Consider the following 18,835-nt stretch of genomic DNA (forward strand, 5'->3'; position numbering starts at 1 on the left):
GAGAAAGCCCATATAAATGGGTAGAGTACAAGTTGCTGTAGAAGCATTTTTAATTCGTCTGATCACAGATACTTTATAAAGTATTTTAATACTTTTTTGAATCCGTCAATGCGTAAGTCCTATATATATAGGTTTTTAAGAAATTAAATCTCTTTTATTTGTAAGTTAATTTTTATTTGAAAACAATGATGTGCTTTTTATTTTAATTTTTTGTTTTTAAATGATTTTTTATTTAATCTGGATTATAGAAAAGCCATTATTGAACTTCTTTTATCAGTGCCTTTGTTCTGCCGATGAGGGTAAAACCAAGAGAGAGACAGGACTTATGAAAGAAATCTCTTGTGTTGAGGTTTAATTTTATTGCTCATGGTATTAGGGTAAGAATGCCATACTATTACCTCATGGTCGTATGATTATTAAATTGAATCGCTATCACAAAAACCAGAAAAAATAGAGTAATAGAGGAGTAGGTATGGCTGAACAGCATGGGCATAATCATAGTCATGCAGTGGTGACGGAAGCGAATGCCAAAAAGCTGACCTTTGCCCTGGCGCTCACCAGCATTTTTCTTATTATTGAAATCATTGCAGGTTTTATCACTCAAAGTCTGGCACTGCTTTCTGATGCAGCCCATATGTTTACCGATGCGGCAGCCTTGGCGATTGCCTTGGTGGCGATCAAAATCGGCAAAATGCCGGCAGATGATAAAAGAACTTTTGGCTATCAGCGTTTTGAAATCCTGGCAGCCTTGTTTAATGCCTCGATGCTATTTGTTGTAGCGATGTACATTTTGTTTGAAGCTTATCAGCGTTTTAGCCATCCACCTGAAATTCAAAGTCTGGGCATGCTGGTAGTTGCGGTGAGTGGCTTAATGATCAACCTGATTTCTATGCGGATTTTATTTTCCAGCGCCACAGAAAGTTTGAATGTTAAAGGGGCTTATCTGGAAGTTTTAAGTGATGCTGTGGGTTCGATCGGCGTGATTATGGGCGCAGCAATCATCTATTTCACTGGCTGGATGTGGGTAGATACCTTAATTGCGGTGTTGATTGGTCTCTGGGTATTGCCAAGAATCTGGATTTTACTCAAACAAAGTATCAACATTCTGCTGGAGGGAGTTCCGGAAGAAATTGATATTGAGCAGTTACGTAATGACCTTTTGGCGTTAAAGGATGTGGAAAATATCCATCAATTGAAGGTATGGGCCATTAGTTCCAGAAATGTCCATCTGACGGTGCATCTTTATGCGCCTCAGGCAGATCGCACGCTGTTATATCAGCAAGCTTTGGAGATGTTGCAGCATCAGCATGGTATTCGGGAAATCACGCTACAGATTGAAGATTATGAATGTGGAGTGCATTCATCCTGTCATCGCCATGATGATCACGAAGAACATTCACCTCATCAGGAAGATTCACACCAGCACTGAAACTGATGTGAAATCGAATCTATTTTAGATTTCCCATTCGTGATTACATTCACGGCACTTCCATTTCTTTTGCGATTGCATAAAGCCTTGCATGGAAATTTTAAAATCTGGCAGGTCGCGGTAAAACAGGAAACCGGCGATAACGCAGATTATAAAGGCCACTACGGTTGCAACTTGTAGGGTAGAGCCTGCACCATCGCCAAAAATCCACATCGCAATACTAATTAAAACCAGCAGTAATAAGATAAATACTGCGGGAATAAGAAAGACCAGGCTTTTAGGAACTACAGGTCGTACTGCAGGGCTACCGGCTTGAGCGACAGGCATAATTTTAGGGCTTTGGCATTTTGGGCAACGGTATTGCATTACAACTCCATCATTTTAATTTATCGCTTATTTTAATCGGAATGACACAGAAAGCAAAAACAGCGCAAATAAAAGTTGATAAAAGATTGAGACAATAAAAAACCCAAGTCGCAATGCTTGGGTTTTTTATCAGATCAGCATAACGATATTATGATGATCTTGAATATGGCGTCCCTACGGGGATTCGAACCCCGGTTACCGCCGTGAAAGGGCGATGTCCTAGGCCTCTAGACGATAGGGACAATTGAGGCAACACAAAAAAAGGTGGAACTTGGTGGAGTCAAGGAGGATCGAACTCCTGACCTCTACAATGCCATTGTAGCGCTCTACCAACTGAGCTATGACCCCAGTTTGTGTGAGCGCAATATTAGGGGTATTGCGCTCACACGTCAACTATAAAATCAATTATGCTTCATCAACTGCATTATTTTTCGGCAATTTTAAGCTTTCATTGAGTTTTTCCCAGATTTTTGCTTCTTTTTTACTCGGTCCGCCAACAATTTCCAGAGCATGACGTAAGCGTGCGAAAGTTAAGTCAGGCCCAATCGTCACCATCGATTGCATGACTGGGGTTGAACTGGTTGAACCGGCAATGGCAATAAAGAAGGTGGGCATAAAGTCACGCAGCTTAATTTCCATCTGGTTGGCCAAGTCCATTAAGGTTTGACTCACCGTGTCATTATTCCAGGTGAACAGGCTTTCCAGACGCCAAATGGCGAACTGCAAGCTTTGACGAACCTGTTCTTCAGACAATTTTTTGCTTTCAAACTGTTCTTTGCTGATGCTTGGGAACTGGTTGAAATAGAAACCAGCCCAGTTCACTGCTTCAGAAAGCAGGTTGATACGCGGCTGAATGGCAGCAGCAATGTCTTCTAGGGTATTGCGGTCAGATTTCCATGCTAATAAAGTATTTAACAGCTCGGCAGGCGAGAGCGCTTTAATCCATTGACCGTTGAGCCAGTTGAGTTTTTCCACATCAAAGATCGGACCGCCGAGGGATACACGCTTAATGTCGAAATGCTCAATCATTTCTGCCAAAGTGAACTTTTCACGTTCATCTGGCATTGACCAGCCCATACGACCTAAATAGTTCAACAAGGCTTCAGGTAACACACCAATGTCTTTGTAGTAATTGATAGAGGTTGGGTTTTTACGCTTAGACAGTTTTGATTTGTCCGGGTTGCGAAGTAATGGCATATGACCCAGTACTGGCATTTCCCAGCCAAAGTATTGGTAGAGCAACTGATGTTTTGGTGCCGATGGTAACCATTCCTCACCACGGAAAACGTGAGTGATTTGCATCAGATGGTCATCAACAACATTGGCAAGATGGTAAGTCGGTAAACCATCGGTTTTGAGCAAAACTTGCATGTCGACTTGTGCCCAAGGAATTTCAACTTCCCCACGCAGTAAGTCGTTGACTTTACAAATGCCTTCTTCAGGTACTTTCATACGAATTACGTGGGGCTCACCTGCGGCAAGGCGACGCTGCACTTCCTCTGCCGACAGCTTTAAACCACGACCATCATAACGTGGCGTTTCACCACGTGCCTGCTGTTCGGCACGCATTTGATCCAGTTCTTCTGGTGTTGCGAAGCAGTAGAAAGCATGACCTTTTTCTACCAGTTCCAAGGCATATTGTTTATAGATGCCCATACGTTCGGATTGACGGTACGGTGCATGTGGACCGCCCACATCCGGGCCCTCTGACCAATTTAAGCCTAACCAGCGTAATGAATCTAAAATCATTTTTTCAGATTCAGGGGTTGAGCGCAGTTGGTCGGTATCTTCAATACGAAGAATAAATTCACCGCCATGCTGTTTAGCAAAACATAAGTTAAACAAGGCAATATAAGCAGTGCCTACGTGTGGAAAGCCAGTAGGAGAAGGCGCAATACGAGTACGAACAGTCATAACCAATATTTTTCAGAATGTGAATGAAGGCTATTATAACGAAAAAGCCTAATCACTTAATGTTAAATTCAACATTGAAATGATTAGGCTAGATAGGAACTTCTAAAGGGGAATAAGTTCGCTGTTGAGTTAAGAGCTGCTTTGAGGGAAAAGTGCTTGCACAAAACGGCTGAATTTCTGGTTTTGAGCAGCAAAGAAGCTTTGAGTTGGTGCCACTTTAATTTCGGTCAACATCTTTAAATCGTTATCGGCACGTAACGTATTTCCACCTTGCTTTTGCTGTTGCAGGGCTTTTTCAATCAATGAAGACTTTTCAGGAGCTAAAGTTACTTTGGCTTCGCTACTTTTGATTGCCGCTGCATGTCCCATCTGAGCCATAAACCCTAAAGTTAAACTTAAGCTAAGCGCTTGTATAATTGCTGTATATCTCATTCCCACATCCCCCTTTTTTTCCGGTGCTGGAATTTTATATATTGTTTTAATCCGATGAGCGAGTACCATTTAACCATACAAAAAAATACAAAAGTAGAACTAGCTCACACTTTTTTACAAAATAATAAATACTTGTAAATATTGTGCTCTTTGTATCAAAAAAATATGGAGACAACATGAAGAATCAGGAAAAACAACAAGCTGTAGATTTATGCTGATATTTTTTAGTACTAAAAGTGCATTTTAAAGCATTTTTATGGATATCTTTAAAACCGATTTTTAATCAATAAAATATTATAAGTTTATGATTGTTAAAAATATTTATGATTTATATAGTGTCCTCATTGTTAAATAAAAGTTAAATAAGAGTGTTACACATGAAAAAAATAATCGCCTCTGCTCTTTTGGTATTGCTTGGGGGAATAGGGACACAGAGTTTTGCCGCGAAAGATTTCCTGAATGTGTCTTATGATCCGACCCGTGAGTTTTATCAGGAATATAATCGGGCCTTTGGTGCGTATTGGAAACAACGTACCGGACAGGACATTAATTTCAAGCAATCTCATGGCGGTTCAGGTAAACAGGCACGTTCCGTGATTGATGGTTTGCAGGCTGATGTCGTGACCCTTGCTCTAGCCAACGATATTGATGAAATTGTAAAGGCAGGCCTGATCCATAAAAACTGGCAAAAGCAGTTTCCGAACAATTCTGCACCGTATACCTCGACTGTGGTTTTTCTGGTTCGCAAGGGTAATCCCAAAAATATTAAAGACTGGAACGATTTAACCAAGCCGGGTGTGGAAATTATTACGCCAAATCCGAAAACCGGCGGTGCACCACGCTGGATTTACCTGTCTGCATGGGGCTATGCATTAAAACAGCCGGGTGGAAATAATGTTAAAGCACGGGAACTGGTGAAAAAACTGTATGGCAATGTCAAAGTACTGGATTCTGGCGCACGTGGCTCTTTAACCACTTTTGCAGAACGTGGTATTGGCGATGTGCTGCTGTCTTGGGAAAATGAGGCCTTGCTGGCGACTCAAGGCTTGGGCAAAGATAAGTATCAGATTGTCTATCCATCCATTTCAATTCTGGCTGAGCCATCGGTGGCGATAGTCGATAAAAATGTCGATAAGGATGGCAACCGTAATTTGGCTAAAGGTTATCTCAACTATTTATATTCGCCAAAAGGGCAGGAGCTGGCCGCACAGCATTTCTTCCGTCCGCGCAATTCCCAAGCGGCAGCGAAATATGCTGCGCAATTTCCCAAAATCAAACTATTTACCATTGGTGATGTGTTTGGTGGATGGGCCAAGGCACAGAAAACCCATTTTGTGAATGGGGCCATTTTTGATCAAATTTATAGTGAAAAGAATTAAGCCAGATTTTCGATAAAAAAGTTAAAACGGATAAATTATTATCCGTTTTTTTCATATCCAATCCATAAAAATCTATATATTTTGAATAAGTATAATGTTATCGTCATTTTTCTATATAAAACAGTAGATTAAGTAGAAAAACCTTTTATCTTAATTGGTTATGCCTAAGTTTGATGAATTGCGAATTATGACTTTATTTCATATAGTTAGCATTAATGAAGATAATTGATCTGTATGTCATGAAAACTCAATTTAAAGCCTTATTCAGTGCAGCGTTGCTTGCTACCGGCATGGCTTTTACTGTAACTTCTGCTCAGGCGGCAGAACGTGAATTTCTAAATGTATCTTATGATGCAACGCGTGAATTCTATGAAGAATTCAACAAGTCTTTTGGTGCTTACTGGAAAGAACGTACCGGCCGTACTGTCAATTTTAAACAGTCGCATGGTGGTTCAGGTAAACAGGCACGTTCCGTAGTGGATGGCCTAAAAGGCGATGTGGTGACTCTGGCTCTTGCCAATGATATTGAAGAAATCGTCAAGTCCGGCCAGATTCAACGGGGTTGGCAAAAAGAGTTCCCGCATAACTCTGCGCCTTATACTTCCACCATCGTATTTATGGTGCGTAAAGGTAATCCAAAGCATATTAAAGACTGGTCTGACTTAACCAAACCAGGCGTACAGATTATTACCCCGAACCCGAAAACAGGCGGTTTACCGCGTTGGGTATACTTGTCGGCTTGGGGATATGCACTGAAACAACCGGGGGGTAATGAAGCCAAAGCCAAAGACTTCGTCGGTAAAATGTACCACAACGTTAAAGTGATGGACTCGGCTGCACGTGCTTCAATGACTACTTTCGCGGAACGTGGTATTGGTGATGTGTTATTGACCTGGGAAAATGAAGCCTTGGTGACTCAAAAAACTTTGGGCAAAAACAAGTTTGAAATTGTCTATCCGTCCATGTCTATTTTAACTGAACCATCAGTTGCAATCGTAGATAAAAATGTAGAGAAAGATGGCAATAAGTGGTTAGCCAAAGGTTATATCAATTACTTGTACTCACCATTGGGTCAGGAAATGGCAGCAAAATACTACTATCGTCCCCGTAATCCTGACGTGTTGGCTAAATATTCTGCGCAATTCCCGAAACTAAAAACCTTTACCATTGATGAGGTATTTGGTGGTTGGGCTAAAGCACAACAGACCCATTTTGTGAATGGTGCGATTTTTGACCAGATTTATAATAGCAAACGTTAATTCTGTGTGATCTAAAAAGCCAATCCTTTGTGATTGGCTTTTTTATTTTGAATGAAGCATAAATTTAAAAAAGATGAGTAATAGTTCTCTATTTTTATTGGTTCAGCAAAATTTGTTTCAATATCCCCAAAAACGGTTTTCTCTATGAAAAGTAATATTTCCCTACAAAAAGTCGTTTGGAGCTTTGTTAAAACAAGGTAATAATGTGCAGTTACATTTTTCCTAGTATTGATTGAACCCTTATGTCGCATATTTCTGTATTACTTCACGAAACTGTTGATGCCTTGTTGGCAGATCGCAATACAGGAATTTATGTCGATGGGACTTTCGGTCGCGGCGGTCATACCCGTTTATTGCTGTCTAAGTTAGATGAAAATGCACGTGTTTATGCCTTTGATAAAGATCCGCAGGCTTTGCAAACAGCGGCACTCTTGGAGCAGGAAGATTCACGTTTCAAGATTATTCATGCCAGCTTTGCCGATTTAAAGCAGGAGCTGGAAGCGCTGGGGGTCGACCAGGTGGATGGGGTGATGGCGGATTTAGGCGTGTCATCTCCACAACTCGATCAGGCGGAACGTGGCTTTAGTTTTATGAAAGATGGGCCACTGGATATGCGTATGGATAATTCGCAAGGTCCAACGGCGGCCGAGTGGCTGGTGCATATTGAAGAAGAAGCCCTGGCAAATATTATTTTTCAGTATGGTGAAGAACGTTATAGTCGCCGTATTGCCAAAGCCATTAAAGCTGCCGGTTATATTGAAACCACGGCTCAACTGGCAGAGATCGTAAAGGTTGCCCATCCGAAATGGGAAAAAAATAAACATGCGGCAACTCGAACTTTTCAGGCTATCCGTATTGCCATTAATAAAGAATTAGATGATATTGAAGCTTTCTTGCCACAGGCTGTGGAAGTTTTAAAACCTGAGGGACGTTTGGCGGTGATCAGTTTCCATTCACTGGAAGACCGTTTAATTAAACAATTTATTCAAAAAGAATCGACTTTAGCGGAAGATACCAGTTGGGGATTACCACAAAAGCGGGAAGATACCCGTCGTTTAAAGAAAATTTCCCGAGTCCGTGCCAGTGAAGAAGAGGTGAAGGCCAACCCTCGTTCTCGTAGTGCATGGCTTAGAGTTGCAGAGCGCTTAGCTTCAAAAGGCGAATAATGAAAACTGAAGTTGTTGAAAAGAAAACTGACAAAAAACCGATGAAAAAATTCATCAGTTATATCGTTTTACTGCTGTTGGTCTTTGTCAGTGCAATCATGGTGGTATTTCAAGTGTTTGAATATCGTCATGACTACCGCGAACTCAGTTCTTTTATGCGGGAAAGGGATGATCTGAATGCAGAGTGGGGGCGTTTGCTGATTGAGCAACAAACCTTTGGTGCGACGGCACAGATTGGCACGCGTGCGGTAACGCAATTGCGCATGTATTCGCCTCCTGCAGCACAGACGGTTGTAATTGCTTTACCAATGACTTCAGAAGATAACAAATAGGGCTAGCTGTAATTATGGTGGACAAAAGAACAACACAGGCAACACGTAAAAAGCAGCAGCCGATTAGTGAGAAAAATGCCCTCAGTGTAGACATGTGGCGTTTTTATTTGATGTGGAGCGTGGTGTTACTCTGCTTTCTGGCCTTGGTGAGTCGTGCATTTTATGTACAGGTGATCAATAAGGACTTTTTGCAAAACAAGGCCAATGCCAATATTTTGCGAACTGAAAAAATTAAGGCGATGCGTGGTGTCATCTATGACCGTCATGGTGTACCTCTGGCCATCAGTACGCCAGTGATGAAGGTGGTGATTGATCCGCGTGACTATTTTGAAACCAAAAAACAGTTTGACGAGATTACTGCTGAACTGGCCAAAGATCCCAATAATCGCAAACTGAAACGCCAGTTACCCGATAAAAACCTCAATCTGGATGAGCTTGCTGATGCAGTGGGCATCGACCGTGCCGAGCTGAAAAAGAAAATGAACGACAAACCTCGTTCACGTTATCTGGTGCTGCAAAAAGAAATTCCACCCCAGCAGGCGGAACTGATTGCCAAGCGTGAGTTCCAGGGGGTTTATACCGAGAAAAACTATAAACGTTACTATCCGCAGCCGCAGCCTAATGCCCAGATTATTGGTTTAACCAATAGTGAAGGCGTGGGGATTGAAGGCCTGGAGATGCAGCTGAATAAGGCTTTGTCTGGTCATGATGGCGAACAGCAGATTGTGCGTGATAAAAAAGGCAACCGTTTTAAAGATCCTGAAATTATCAAGGAAGTCGAAGCCGGAGAGAATATCACCTTAAGTATCGATTCACGGCTGCAATATATTATGTACCGTGAGCTGACTGCTGCCGGTGTGGCCAATAATGCCCGCTCTGCAACCGCGATTGCGGTAGATGTTAAAACTGGTGAAATTCTAGCCATGACCAGCTGGCCTTCATATAATCCCAACGATAAAAAGAGTCTGGCCAATAAAGATGCCATGCGTAACCGCGGTGCAGTCGACTCGTTTGAGCCGGGTTCTACCATGAAACCGCTGACCGTAGCGATGGCGCTGGAAAGTGGCAAATATACCGCGAACTCTGTCGTCAATACTTCGCCGGGCAGTATGCGTATTGGTAACCATACCATCCGTGATACGCATAACTATGGCGCACTGACCCTAGGCGGCATCATCCAGAAATCTTCCAACGTGGGTGTGGCAAAAATTGCCTTGTCACTGCCTTATGCAACCTTACCGACTTTCTATAAACGCGTAGGTTTGGGGCAGCGTTCTGCGGTGAAATTCCCGGGTGAAAGTGCGGGTCTGATTTTGCCGCCAAGCAAATGGAATGTCTCTGAAGTAGGTACCATGGCCTACGGGTATGGTCTGAATGCGACCGTGCTGCAAATTGCCGATGCTTATGCCATGATTGCCAATAAAGGGGTCAAAGTCCCTTTAAGCTTATATAAATTAGAACAGCCACCGAAAGGCGAACAGATTATTGATGCAAAAATTGCTGAACAGGTTTTGCTGATGATGGAAGCTGTGACCTTGCCGGGTGGTACAGCACAACAGGCGAATATTCCAGGTTATCGTGTGGCGGGTAAGACCGGTACTGCGCATAAATTACGTGCAGACCGTAAAGGTTATTCAGATAGTGAGTACCGTGCGCTGTTTGCCGGTATGGCGCCGGTCAGTGATCCGCGTTTGGCGATGGTCATTGTGGTGGAAAACCCGAAAGGGCAATATTATGGCGGTCTGGTGGCCGCGCCAGTGTTTGCACGTGTGATGCAGGAATCCTTACGTTTGATGAACGTGCCTTTAGATAAACCTTTAGATACTCCCAAAATCCAGTAACAGGTGATAAATGTCGATTACATTTCAAGATATCTACCATACTGAGAAAACCGCTGGATGGATGAGCAAGCCATTCACTGGCTTTAGTTTAGATAGTCGTAAAGTTGACGCAGGGCAAATTTTTATTGCCCTGACTAGTTTTTCTCAGCCTGAAAAAACCTTGCAGTTTGCCCAATCGGCTTTGGCAAGGGGGGCTCTGGCTGTGGTCAGCGAAACAGAGTTAGGTCTGGAAAATAGTATAGTGGTAGCGAATGTCCGTCATTTGATGGGACAGTGGCAAAAACAGTATTTACAAGCGACCAAAGCTGTAAATGCCGCGCGCATTATTGCAGTGACAGGAACCAACGGTAAAACCACCATCTCGCGTTTAATTGCTGAACTGCTGATGTTGCAAGGCAAGAAATGCGCCGTGATGGGAACCACCGGTAACGGTATTTTACCGAATCTGGAAGCCTCTACGCATACTACGCTGGATGCTTTGCAGCTGCAAAATGCCTTACATGAATATGCGCAGGTCGGTGCTGAATTTGCAGCGATTGAAGCCAGCTCGCATGGTCTGGAACAGGGGCGTTTAAATGGCTGTGATATCGAAATTGCGGCATATAGTAACTTGAGTCGCGATCATCTGGATTATCACGGAACGCTTGAAGCTTATGCTGAAGCCAAGTCGCGATTATTTAAATTTTCCAGCTTGAAAGTAGCCATTATCAACATGGATGATGAACATGCACAGGTCATGATTGATGCTGCCCAATCAAATCCGACCCAACCGAAAATCCTTACTTACTCGACCACTAAGACAGCTGACTATCGGGTTGAAAATATTCAATATAGTTTAAACGGTGCGTACTTTAAACTGATCACTGCGGATGGTGAATTTGAAGTCAACAGCCCATTGCTGGGCCATTTTAACGTAGAAAATCTTGTGGCGAGTCTGATTGCTGCACAGCAGGCTGGCTTTAAGCTAAGCGATTTGATTGCAGTTGCAGCACAACTGAAAGGTGCGCCGGGTCGTATGCAGGTCATTCGTGATGGCGAGCGCCTGTTCGTAGTGGATTATGCCCATACGCCGGATGCCCTGATTCAGGTACTGACCACCTTAAAACGCCATGTAGTGAAAAATTTATGGGCAGTCTTTGGCTGTGGTGGCGACCGTGACCGTGGCAAGCGTCCATTGATGACTCAAGCTGCCTTAGATCATGCCGATGTTGCGCTGATTACTTCAGACAATCCACGTAGTGAAAATCCTGAACAGATTTTTGCCGACATGAAAGCCGGAATTGATTTTTCAGCACATCGCGTGCATGAAATTCATGACCGCCGTGAAGCGATTAAATTTGCAGTGAAACAGGCTCAGGCGGGTGATATTGTAATTATTGCCGGTAAGGGGCATGAAAACTATCAGGAAATTGATGGCGTACGTCATTGGTTCGATGATGTGGTTGAAGTGCAGGCGGCCATTGATGCACAGCATCACTCACCAGATTCAGCTTATCCTGCGCAATAGGGAACCATCATGCATACATCAACTACCAGTACAGTACCTTTAGAACCGTGGACAGCCGTACAGCTTGCTGAAGCCACCCAGGGTTACTGGTTGAATGAGAAAGTGCCTCAAGGCGCAATCAAACGGATTTTGACCGATTCACGCTTTGCGGAAAAAGGCGATGCTTTTCTTGCCTTGCAAGGCGAACGTTTTGATGCGCATGATTTTGTTGCCCAAGTGGCGGCTAAGGGCTGTGAAATCGCAATTGTTAGCCATCCGGTGGATGCTGATATCTGTCAGCTTGTGGTTGCCGATACCCGTGTGGCATTGGGATATCTAGGGGCTTATCGCCGTGCACAAAATTCACAATTGAAAGTGATTGCCCTAACTGGCAGTAGTGGTAAAACCACCACCAAGGAAATGCTCGGCAGTATCTTGTCACGTCTGGCACCGACCTTAATTACCCGCGGCAATCTGAATAACGATTTGGGCGTACCGATGATGCTGCTTGAGCTACGTGCTGAACACCAGTATGCCGTGATGGAATTGGGTGCCAGCCATCAAGGTGAAATTGATTACACCTCAAATCTGGTGCAACCGCATGTCGCCGGGATTATCAATATTGGTACTGCACATTTAGGTGAGTTTGGCGGACGCGATGGTATCTGTCGGGCAAAATCGGAAATTTATCGTCATATTGATAAAGCAGGCACCTCAATTGTTCCTGCGGCAGATGATTTTGCTGACCCGATTCGTCAGGCAGTACAGACTGAAAAAGTCTTGAGTTTCGGGCAAGGTGGTGATGTATATGCAACAGACATCGAGTTGCAAGCACAATCTTCCCGCTTTACGCTAAATACCCCGCAAGGTGTGCGTCAGATCAATCTGCCATTTGCCGGTGAACACAACGTGCAGAATGCTACTGCCGCCGCTGCTTTTGCCTTGGCGATTGGTGTTACGCTGGATGATATTGTGACCGGTTTGGAGCAGGCGAAAAGCGCGAAAGGTCGTTTGAACTTTATTCATACCGCAAAACATCTGTTTATTGATGATACGTACAATGCCAATCCGACATCGATGCGTGCTGCAGCCGAAGTGCTGGCGCAGCAGGAAGGCGTCAAAGTAATGGTGATTGGTGATATTGGTGAATTAGGTGCAAGTGCTGCACAGCAACACTATATGCTGGGGCGTGACCTGGTTTCGGTACCGGGAGTTCACTTCGTGGTCGCTGTGGGTGAATTTGCTCCGGCTACCCAGGAAGGGGCACGCAGTACTCAGTATGGCAAAAAACTGCAGGCCTTCCTGACCCAGGCACAAGCCCTTCCTTTCTTACTTAGTTTAATTGAAACACATCAACCTCAATCCATGAGTTTCCTGTTTAAAGGTTCTCGCTATACCCACATGGAAACATTGATGGCTGATTTGATGGAGAAACTCTAAATGCTGTTATGGCTATTTGAACATTTGGCGGGCTTTGACAGCACGTTTCAGGTGGTTCGTTATTTAACTTTACGTGCTTTGCTCAGTGTCTTAACCGCATTGACCATTGGACTGGTTTTGGGTCCGGTGATGATCCGTAAGCTCCAAGCTTTAAAATACGGGCAGGCGGTAAGTTCTTTTGCTCCTGAAAATCATGCCAAAAAAATGGGAACCCCAACCATGGGCGGGATTCTGGTCCTGCTATCGATTGGTATTTCAACCCTGTTATGGGCAGATTTATCTAACCCTTATGTCTGGATTGTACTGGGCGTGATGGTGATTTTTGGTGCTGTCGGCTGGGCAGATGACTGGATCAAGGTACGTTATAAAGACAATGCCGGTCTGCCTGCACGAAAAAAATTCTTCTGGACTTCAGTGGCTTCTTTGGGTGCCGGTATTGCCTTGTATGTGATTGCGACCCAGCAGGCCAATCCTGTGCATACCAGCAACATGCTGGATCTGTTGATTCCTTTCTTTAAAAATCTGACCATTCCATTATCTGTTATTCCTTTAGGGATTGGTTTCATTATCTTTACCTATCTGGTAATTAACGGTGCATCCAATGCGGTGAACCTGACTGATGGTCTGGATGGTCTGGCGATTATGCCGATTGTTCTGGTTGCTGCCGGTTTGGGGGTATTTGCCTATCTGGCCGGAGATGTCCGCTTTGCCAATTATTTGCATATCCCTTATGTAAAATATTCTTCTGAACTGGTGGTGATCTGTGCAGCCATGATTGGTGCCGGTTTGGCCTTTCTTTGGTATAACGCACATCCTGCACAAGTATTTATGGGTGATGTCGGAGCTTTATCCTTAGGTGCAATGCTGGGTACGATTGCAGTCATGGTTCGTCAGGAAATCGTGTTTGCGATTATGGGTGGGGTCTTTGTCGTAGAAGCCATTTCGGTGTTCCTGCAAATTGGTTCACTGCGTATGCGTAACAAACGTGTCTTCCTGATGGCACCACTACATCATCATTATGAGAAAAAAGGCTGGCGTGAAACCCAGGTGGTGATTCGTTTCTGGATTATTACGATTATGCTGGTAGTTTTAGGCTTAATGACCTTAAAATTGCGTTAAGCAAATATTCGAAAAAAGCTGGCATTTGCTCCCACATCTGCCGGCTTTTTTATCGCCTGATTTCAGGCATTGGAGAAAAATATGAATCTGCTGATGTGTCCTGTCTGTCATGAAGTATTGAAACTGACTGGAAAAACATGGCACTGTGTGAATAATCACAGTTATGATGTGGCCAAACAGAGCTATGTGAACCTGCATGTAGTGCAACATAAGCACAGTAAGAATCCGGGCGACACACCTGAATCGGTACAGGCGCGTCGTGCATTTTTAAGTGCCGGTTTTTATGCGCCTTTACAGCAGGCAGTGGTTGAAAAAATTCGTGAATTACGCATTGAAAACCTGCTGGATATTGGTTGTGGTGAAGGTTATTACACCAGTGCTATGCAGGCGGAAGTACTGCAATGTGTCGGTGTGGATATCGCTAAAAATGCTGTTCAGGTGGCTGCAAAGCTCAATAAAAATGTGACTTGGGTGGTGGGAACAGGAGCTACTGTGCCAGTACTGGATGCTTCAATTGATTTATGTACCAGTTTATTCAGTCCGATTCCGAAACCGGAAATATTAAGGGTACTGAAACCGCATGCCTATTTGATGGTGGTGACCCCGGCGAAAGAGCATTTATATGCCATGCGTGAGGCACTTTTTGCAGAAGTGAATCCGCATGAACCGCATAAATTTGTCACTCAGCTGCAAGATGCTTTTGAGCTGGTGGAGGAAAGTGTGGTCGACGCGCCCCTTACCTTGTCACAAGCGGATTTAAAGCATCTGATTGCGATGACGCCTTATGCCTATAAAGCCAAGCCAGAGCGACGTCAGGTGTTAGAGCAGAAAGATCAGTTTGAGTTAAAGGCCCAATTTCAGATTTATTTATTTAAAAAGAAATAAGCCGCATAAAAAAACTCCCTCAAATGAGGGAGTTTTTTTATGCATTGGAGTGTAAAATCTCGGGGTGGTCCGAGTATATAAGCGACACGACATGAAGTGTCGTTCAAGTCTGTTTGATGGTTTTTTAAGACCATCAAAATATTAATATAAGCACATGAAGACACTTAAATTGCGTATCAAGGACAAACATTGCGAGGTGCTAGATCAATTGGCATCCGAAGTGAATTTTGTCTGGAATTATGTGAATGATTTAAGTTTCAAGCACCTTAAAAGAAAAGGTGAATTTCTAACTGCTTACGATATTGCCAAGTACACTAAAGGCACATCAAAAGAATGTGGGCTTCATAGCCAAACTATTCAGGCTATTACTGAAGAATTGGTCACACGAAGGAAACAGTTTAAAAAAACAAAACTGAAATGGCGTGTGAGTAACAAGAAATCAGCAAGAAGATCGCTTGGATGGATACCCTTCAAGAAAGTTGCCATCAAGTATGCTGATGGCTATGTACAATACGGCAAGCATCAGTTCAAGGTGTGGGATAGTTACGGTTTAAGCCAATACAGCATTAAGACAGGTTCATTCATTGAGGATAGCCGTGGGCGTTGGTATGTATGTCTAGTGGTGAATTCACCTAAGCAAGTCAAGCCGACAGCAACCAAAGCAATTGGCATTGATCTTGGTTTAAAGGCTATCGCAACGTGTTCCGATGGTACGATAATTTCGAATCCTAAATTCTATCGTCAATATGAGCATAAATTAGGAATTGCTCAACGAGCAAAGAATAAAAAACGTGTACGTGCGTTACACGCCAAGATTGCAAATAGTCGTAAAGATCATTTGCACAAAGCAAGCACTATGCTTGTAAGGGAAAATGCACTGATTGTTGTAGGTAATCTAAGTGCGAATAAACTTGTAAAAACTAAGATGGCAAAGTTTGTTTTAGATACAGGATTTTCAGCACTTAAAATAATGCTCAAGTATAAATGCGAGAACGCAGGGGTATTGTTTGAAGAAGTCAACGAAGCCTATACCACCCAAATTTGTTCGAGTTGTGGTGAAATATCTCACAGCAGCCCGAAAGGTAGAGCAGATTTGCGAATAAGAGAATGGAATTGTATGGTGTGCGGTACACACCACGATCGGGATTTAAATTCCGCCCTAAACATTCTTGCGCTTGGGCATAAGCGTCTAGCAGTAGGAATCCCCTTACTTTAGCTAGGGGAAGATGTCAATGAAATACATCAATCAGATTATCCAGAGCATCTGGTTTGCTGTTTTGTTTTTGCATATCTGGAGGATTTGCATTATCTGGAACGAGAATTTCTTTTTCCGGCAAGTCGTCAAAGTCGCTTTCCGGTGCCCGCACTGGGGCAGCAGGTGCCGGACGGTACAACGGACGAGCCAAAGGTGGAGAGGAGCGATCTGTCTGGACGGGTTCACCTATAGTAATTGTCTGGTTACGATTGGCTGGTGCTTTGGCATTTTTGTCAAAATGTACCCAAGCTGTTGGTGTACCTTTTAAGGCATTGCCCATAAAGTTGGTCCAGATTGGCAAGGCAGCAACACCACCGTATTCACGACGACCTAGTGTACTTGGTTGGTCAAAACCAACCCATGCTACAGTCACCAGTTTACCATTAAACCCTGCAAACCAGGCATCTTTGGCATCATTGGTGGTTCCTGTTTTACCGCCAATATCATCACGGCCAATTCTGAGTGCGGCACGTCCGGTACCATGCTGAATCACATCACGCAGAATATTGGCCATGTCATATGCCGAGCTTGATTTCAAGATACGCTGTGCCTGACGGTACTGGCTCTTCGTTTCATCCAGCTCAAGTTGGGCCAGCTGTTTTTCTTCTGGCAGCGTCTGATTGGTGACATTAATCACTTCATCATCAGGGGTCACAGGTTCTGCGGATGCAGTTTCTTCATCATTTTGATTGATGCAGGAAATACAAGCATATTCCGGATTGCTTTGATAAATCACTTTGCCATACGCGTCTTCAATACGGTCAATAAAATGTGGCTGAATGCGGTAACCGCCATTGGCGAAAGTGGCATAGCCTGTGGCCATTTGAATAGGAAGAACTTGTGGTGTACCTAAGGCAATCGTGTAATTTCGCGGGATCTGATTTTCATGCAAACCAAAATCCATCAGTAATTGTCGGGTACGCTCGATGCCCACCGTTTGCAGCAGGCGAACCGATACCGTATTTCGCGATAAATACAAGGCACGACGTAATGGAATCATGCCAAGATAACGACCATCGGAATTTTTTGGTGACCATTTGCCAATGGTGATCGGACTGTCATTGACCATGCTATAGGGGGTCATGCCACGTTCAAGTGCCAATGCATAAACAAAGGGTTTAATGGTCGAACCTGGTTGACGCCAGCCCTGTAAGGCACGGTTGAATTTGGACTGATAAAAATTGTATCCACCAACAATTGCTTCAATTGCACCATTGTTCGGGTTTAATGCAATCAGCTGGCCTTGTGCTTTAGGAATCTGTACCAGTGCCCAAGAGGTTTTATTGTCATTCGGGCGTAAGCGGATAATATCGTTTATTTTCACGATTTGTGCAGCTGTACGCGGAGCAGGACCAATGCTATTGGCATTTCGATAGGGAGCAGCCCAAGACATGCCTGACCAGGGCACAGCCACGGTAGAGCCATCTTGCATCAAAGCTTCAAAAGAGTTTTTCTCGACTTTAACCACCTTGGCAGGATAGGTATTTGCATAAGGGATGAAATCGCTCAGTGGTTTGTCATGTGCCTCGGCACCTCTCCAGCCGTGTCGGCGGTCATAGGCTTCGAGACCTTCCTGTACAGACTGTTCTGCGAAGGCCTGACGTTGGCTATTGATCGTGGTATAAACTTTATAGCCAGAATCAATTGCTTGTTCACCAAACTTTTCCACCAATTCTGAACGGACCATTTCACCGACATAGGGATATTTGTTATTGATGCCACGTTCTGGCATATCGAGGTTAACCGGTTCAGCAATGGCCTGTTTATACTGAGTTTGATTGATATAACCCAACTGCAGCATACGACCCAGAATCCAGTTGCGGCGTTCCAAGGCGCGGGTAGGATTGACGACAGGATTGTATTTTGAGGGTGCTTTGGGTAGGCCGGCAATCATGGCCATTTGAGCAATACTGAGCTGATCCAGATTTTTGTTGTAGTAAATTTTTGCAGCCGCAGCAATCCCGTAGGCATTTTTACCCAAGAAGATTTTATTTACGTATAAGGTAAGAATTTCTTCTTTGGTCAGGTTCTGTTCAATTTTGCGTGCCAGAAAAATTTCAGTCAGTTTGCGTTTTAATGTACGTTCAGGGGTTAAATAATAGTTTTTTGCCACTTGCATGGTAATGGTGGAACCACCAGTTTGCACATTGGAACCGGTGATGGTTTCACTCACCGCACGACCTAAACCTTTAAAACTGATGCCGCTATGTTCAAAAAACGATGAATCTTCTGCAGCAAGAAAAGCAGAGATAAAAGGTTTGGGAATCTGTTTGTATTCCACCGGGACAGATAACTTTCCGCCATACTCGGCAATCAGCTCATTATCTGCACTATATACTTGTAAAGGTTTTAATAATGGCGCCTTTTTTAAGGTGGTCATTTTAGGCAGGGATGGGGCAATATAGAGATACATACCATAAAATCCCATCGGAATTGAGACCAAGACTATAATTATGATCAAAAAAAATGGATGAACATGGCCCGAACAAGATAGCTTTTTCATAACAAGTAAGTTTTAATAAGAGCTAATGG

15 protein-coding genes and 2 tRNA genes are annotated in these 18,835 nt (G+C 43.6%); 11 read left to right on the plus strand and 6 right to left on the minus strand.

Annotated elements, in window-relative coordinates; translation table 11 throughout:
- Nucleotides 1-472 precede the first annotated feature (472 nt).
- Complete coding sequence (locus tag FTU91_RS08430) at nucleotides 473-1,429, plus strand: cation diffusion facilitator family transporter (protein ID WP_180081785.1); 957 nt, start codon at nucleotides 473-475, stop codon at nucleotides 1,427-1,429.
- A gap of 24 nt (nucleotides 1,430-1,453) precedes the next feature.
- Here FTU91_RS08430 and FTU91_RS08435 read toward each other — a convergent pair whose 3' ends face one another.
- The 5 genes from FTU91_RS08435 to FTU91_RS08455 all read right to left on the minus strand — a co-directional run bounded on the left by FTU91_RS08435 (nucleotide 1,454) and on the right by FTU91_RS08455 (nucleotide 4,141).
- Nucleotides 1,454-1,795, minus strand: a complete 342-nt coding sequence (locus FTU91_RS08435) for a hypothetical protein (protein WP_086197221.1) — start codon at nucleotides 1,793-1,795, stop codon at nucleotides 1,454-1,456.
- Nucleotides 1,796-1,961: 166 nt separating this feature from the next.
- Nucleotides 1,962-2,037 (minus strand) — tRNA-Glu (locus tag FTU91_RS08440).
- 30 nt (nucleotides 2,038-2,067) lie between these two features.
- Nucleotides 2,068-2,143 (minus strand) — tRNA-Ala (locus tag FTU91_RS08445).
- Nucleotides 2,144-2,200: 57 nt separating this feature from the next.
- Nucleotides 2,201-3,709, minus strand: coding sequence for a glutamate--tRNA ligase (gene gltX / locus FTU91_RS08450; protein WP_086197220.1), 1,509 nt, complete (start codon nucleotides 3,707-3,709; stop codon nucleotides 2,201-2,203).
- A 129-nt stretch (nucleotides 3,710-3,838) separates the two neighbouring features.
- Entirely contained in the window at nucleotides 3,839-4,141 is a 303-nt protein-coding gene (locus FTU91_RS08455; protein ID WP_180081786.1) for a hypothetical protein, read from the minus strand.
- A 377-nt stretch (nucleotides 4,142-4,518) separates the two neighbouring features.
- On the opposite strand from FTU91_RS08455, the gene FTU91_RS08460 reads away from it, so the two are divergent.
- The 10 genes from FTU91_RS08460 (at nucleotide 4,519) to FTU91_RS08505 (ending at nucleotide 16,264) form a co-directional block, all read left to right on the plus strand.
- Nucleotides 4,519-5,520: a sulfate ABC transporter substrate-binding protein gene (locus tag FTU91_RS08460; RefSeq protein ID WP_180081787.1), complete on the plus strand. Its 1,002-nt coding sequence runs from the start codon at nucleotides 4,519-4,521 to the stop codon at nucleotides 5,518-5,520.
- Nucleotides 5,521-5,759: 239 nt separating this feature from the next.
- Nucleotides 5,760-6,779 (plus strand): sulfate ABC transporter substrate-binding protein, encoded by a 1,020-nt coding sequence (locus FTU91_RS08465; RefSeq protein ID WP_180081790.1) that lies wholly within the window; start codon nucleotides 5,760-5,762, stop codon nucleotides 6,777-6,779.
- A gap of 242 nt (nucleotides 6,780-7,021) precedes the next feature.
- Complete coding sequence (gene rsmH / locus FTU91_RS08470; RefSeq protein ID WP_180081792.1) at nucleotides 7,022-7,945, plus strand: 16S rRNA (cytosine(1402)-N(4))-methyltransferase RsmH; 924 nt, start codon at nucleotides 7,022-7,024, stop codon at nucleotides 7,943-7,945.
- The gene (ftsL, locus tag FTU91_RS08475; RefSeq protein WP_180081794.1) at nucleotides 7,945-8,277 is read left to right on the plus strand and encodes a cell division protein FtsL; all 333 of its coding nucleotides are present in this window, start codon (nucleotides 7,945-7,947) and stop codon (nucleotides 8,275-8,277) included. Before rsmH ends, ftsL begins: the two co-directional genes overlap by 1 nt.
- Nucleotides 8,278-8,291: 14 nt before the next feature.
- Nucleotides 8,292-10,118, plus strand: coding sequence for a penicillin-binding protein PBP3 (gene ftsI, locus FTU91_RS08480; protein WP_180081796.1), 1,827 nt, complete (start codon nucleotides 8,292-8,294; stop codon nucleotides 10,116-10,118).
- A 10-nt stretch (nucleotides 10,119-10,128) separates the two neighbouring features.
- A complete protein-coding gene (locus FTU91_RS08485; protein ID WP_180081798.1) occupies nucleotides 10,129-11,625 on the plus strand; it encodes a UDP-N-acetylmuramoyl-L-alanyl-D-glutamate--2,6-diaminopimelate ligase in 1,497 nt (498 codons plus the stop codon).
- Nucleotides 11,626-11,634: 9 nt separating this feature from the next.
- Entirely contained in the window at nucleotides 11,635-13,044 is a 1,410-nt protein-coding gene (murF, locus tag FTU91_RS08490) for a UDP-N-acetylmuramoyl-tripeptide--D-alanyl-D-alanine ligase (protein ID WP_180081800.1), read from the plus strand.
- The gene (mraY, locus tag FTU91_RS08495; protein ID WP_086197212.1) at nucleotides 13,045-14,163 is read left to right on the plus strand and encodes a phospho-N-acetylmuramoyl-pentapeptide-transferase; all 1,119 of its coding nucleotides are present in this window, start codon (nucleotides 13,045-13,047) and stop codon (nucleotides 14,161-14,163) included.
- 81 nt (nucleotides 14,164-14,244) lie between these two features.
- A complete protein-coding gene (locus FTU91_RS08500) occupies nucleotides 14,245-15,048 on the plus strand; it encodes a putative RNA methyltransferase (RefSeq protein ID WP_180081802.1) in 804 nt (267 codons plus the stop codon).
- A 154-nt stretch (nucleotides 15,049-15,202) separates the two neighbouring features.
- The gene (locus FTU91_RS08505; protein WP_180081804.1) at nucleotides 15,203-16,264 is read left to right on the plus strand and encodes an RNA-guided endonuclease TnpB family protein; all 1,062 of its coding nucleotides are present in this window, start codon (nucleotides 15,203-15,205) and stop codon (nucleotides 16,262-16,264) included.
- Nucleotides 16,265-16,277: 13 nt separating this feature from the next.
- Here FTU91_RS08505 and ponA read toward each other — a convergent pair whose 3' ends face one another.
- Entirely contained in the window at nucleotides 16,278-18,806 is a 2,529-nt protein-coding gene (gene ponA / locus FTU91_RS08510; protein WP_180081805.1) for a penicillin-binding protein PBP1a, read from the minus strand.
- Nucleotides 18,807-18,835 lie beyond the last annotated feature (29 nt).

Source organism: Acinetobacter sp. YH12201, from assembly GCF_013418145.1.
GTDB lineage: Bacteria > Pseudomonadota > Gammaproteobacteria > Pseudomonadales > Moraxellaceae > Acinetobacter.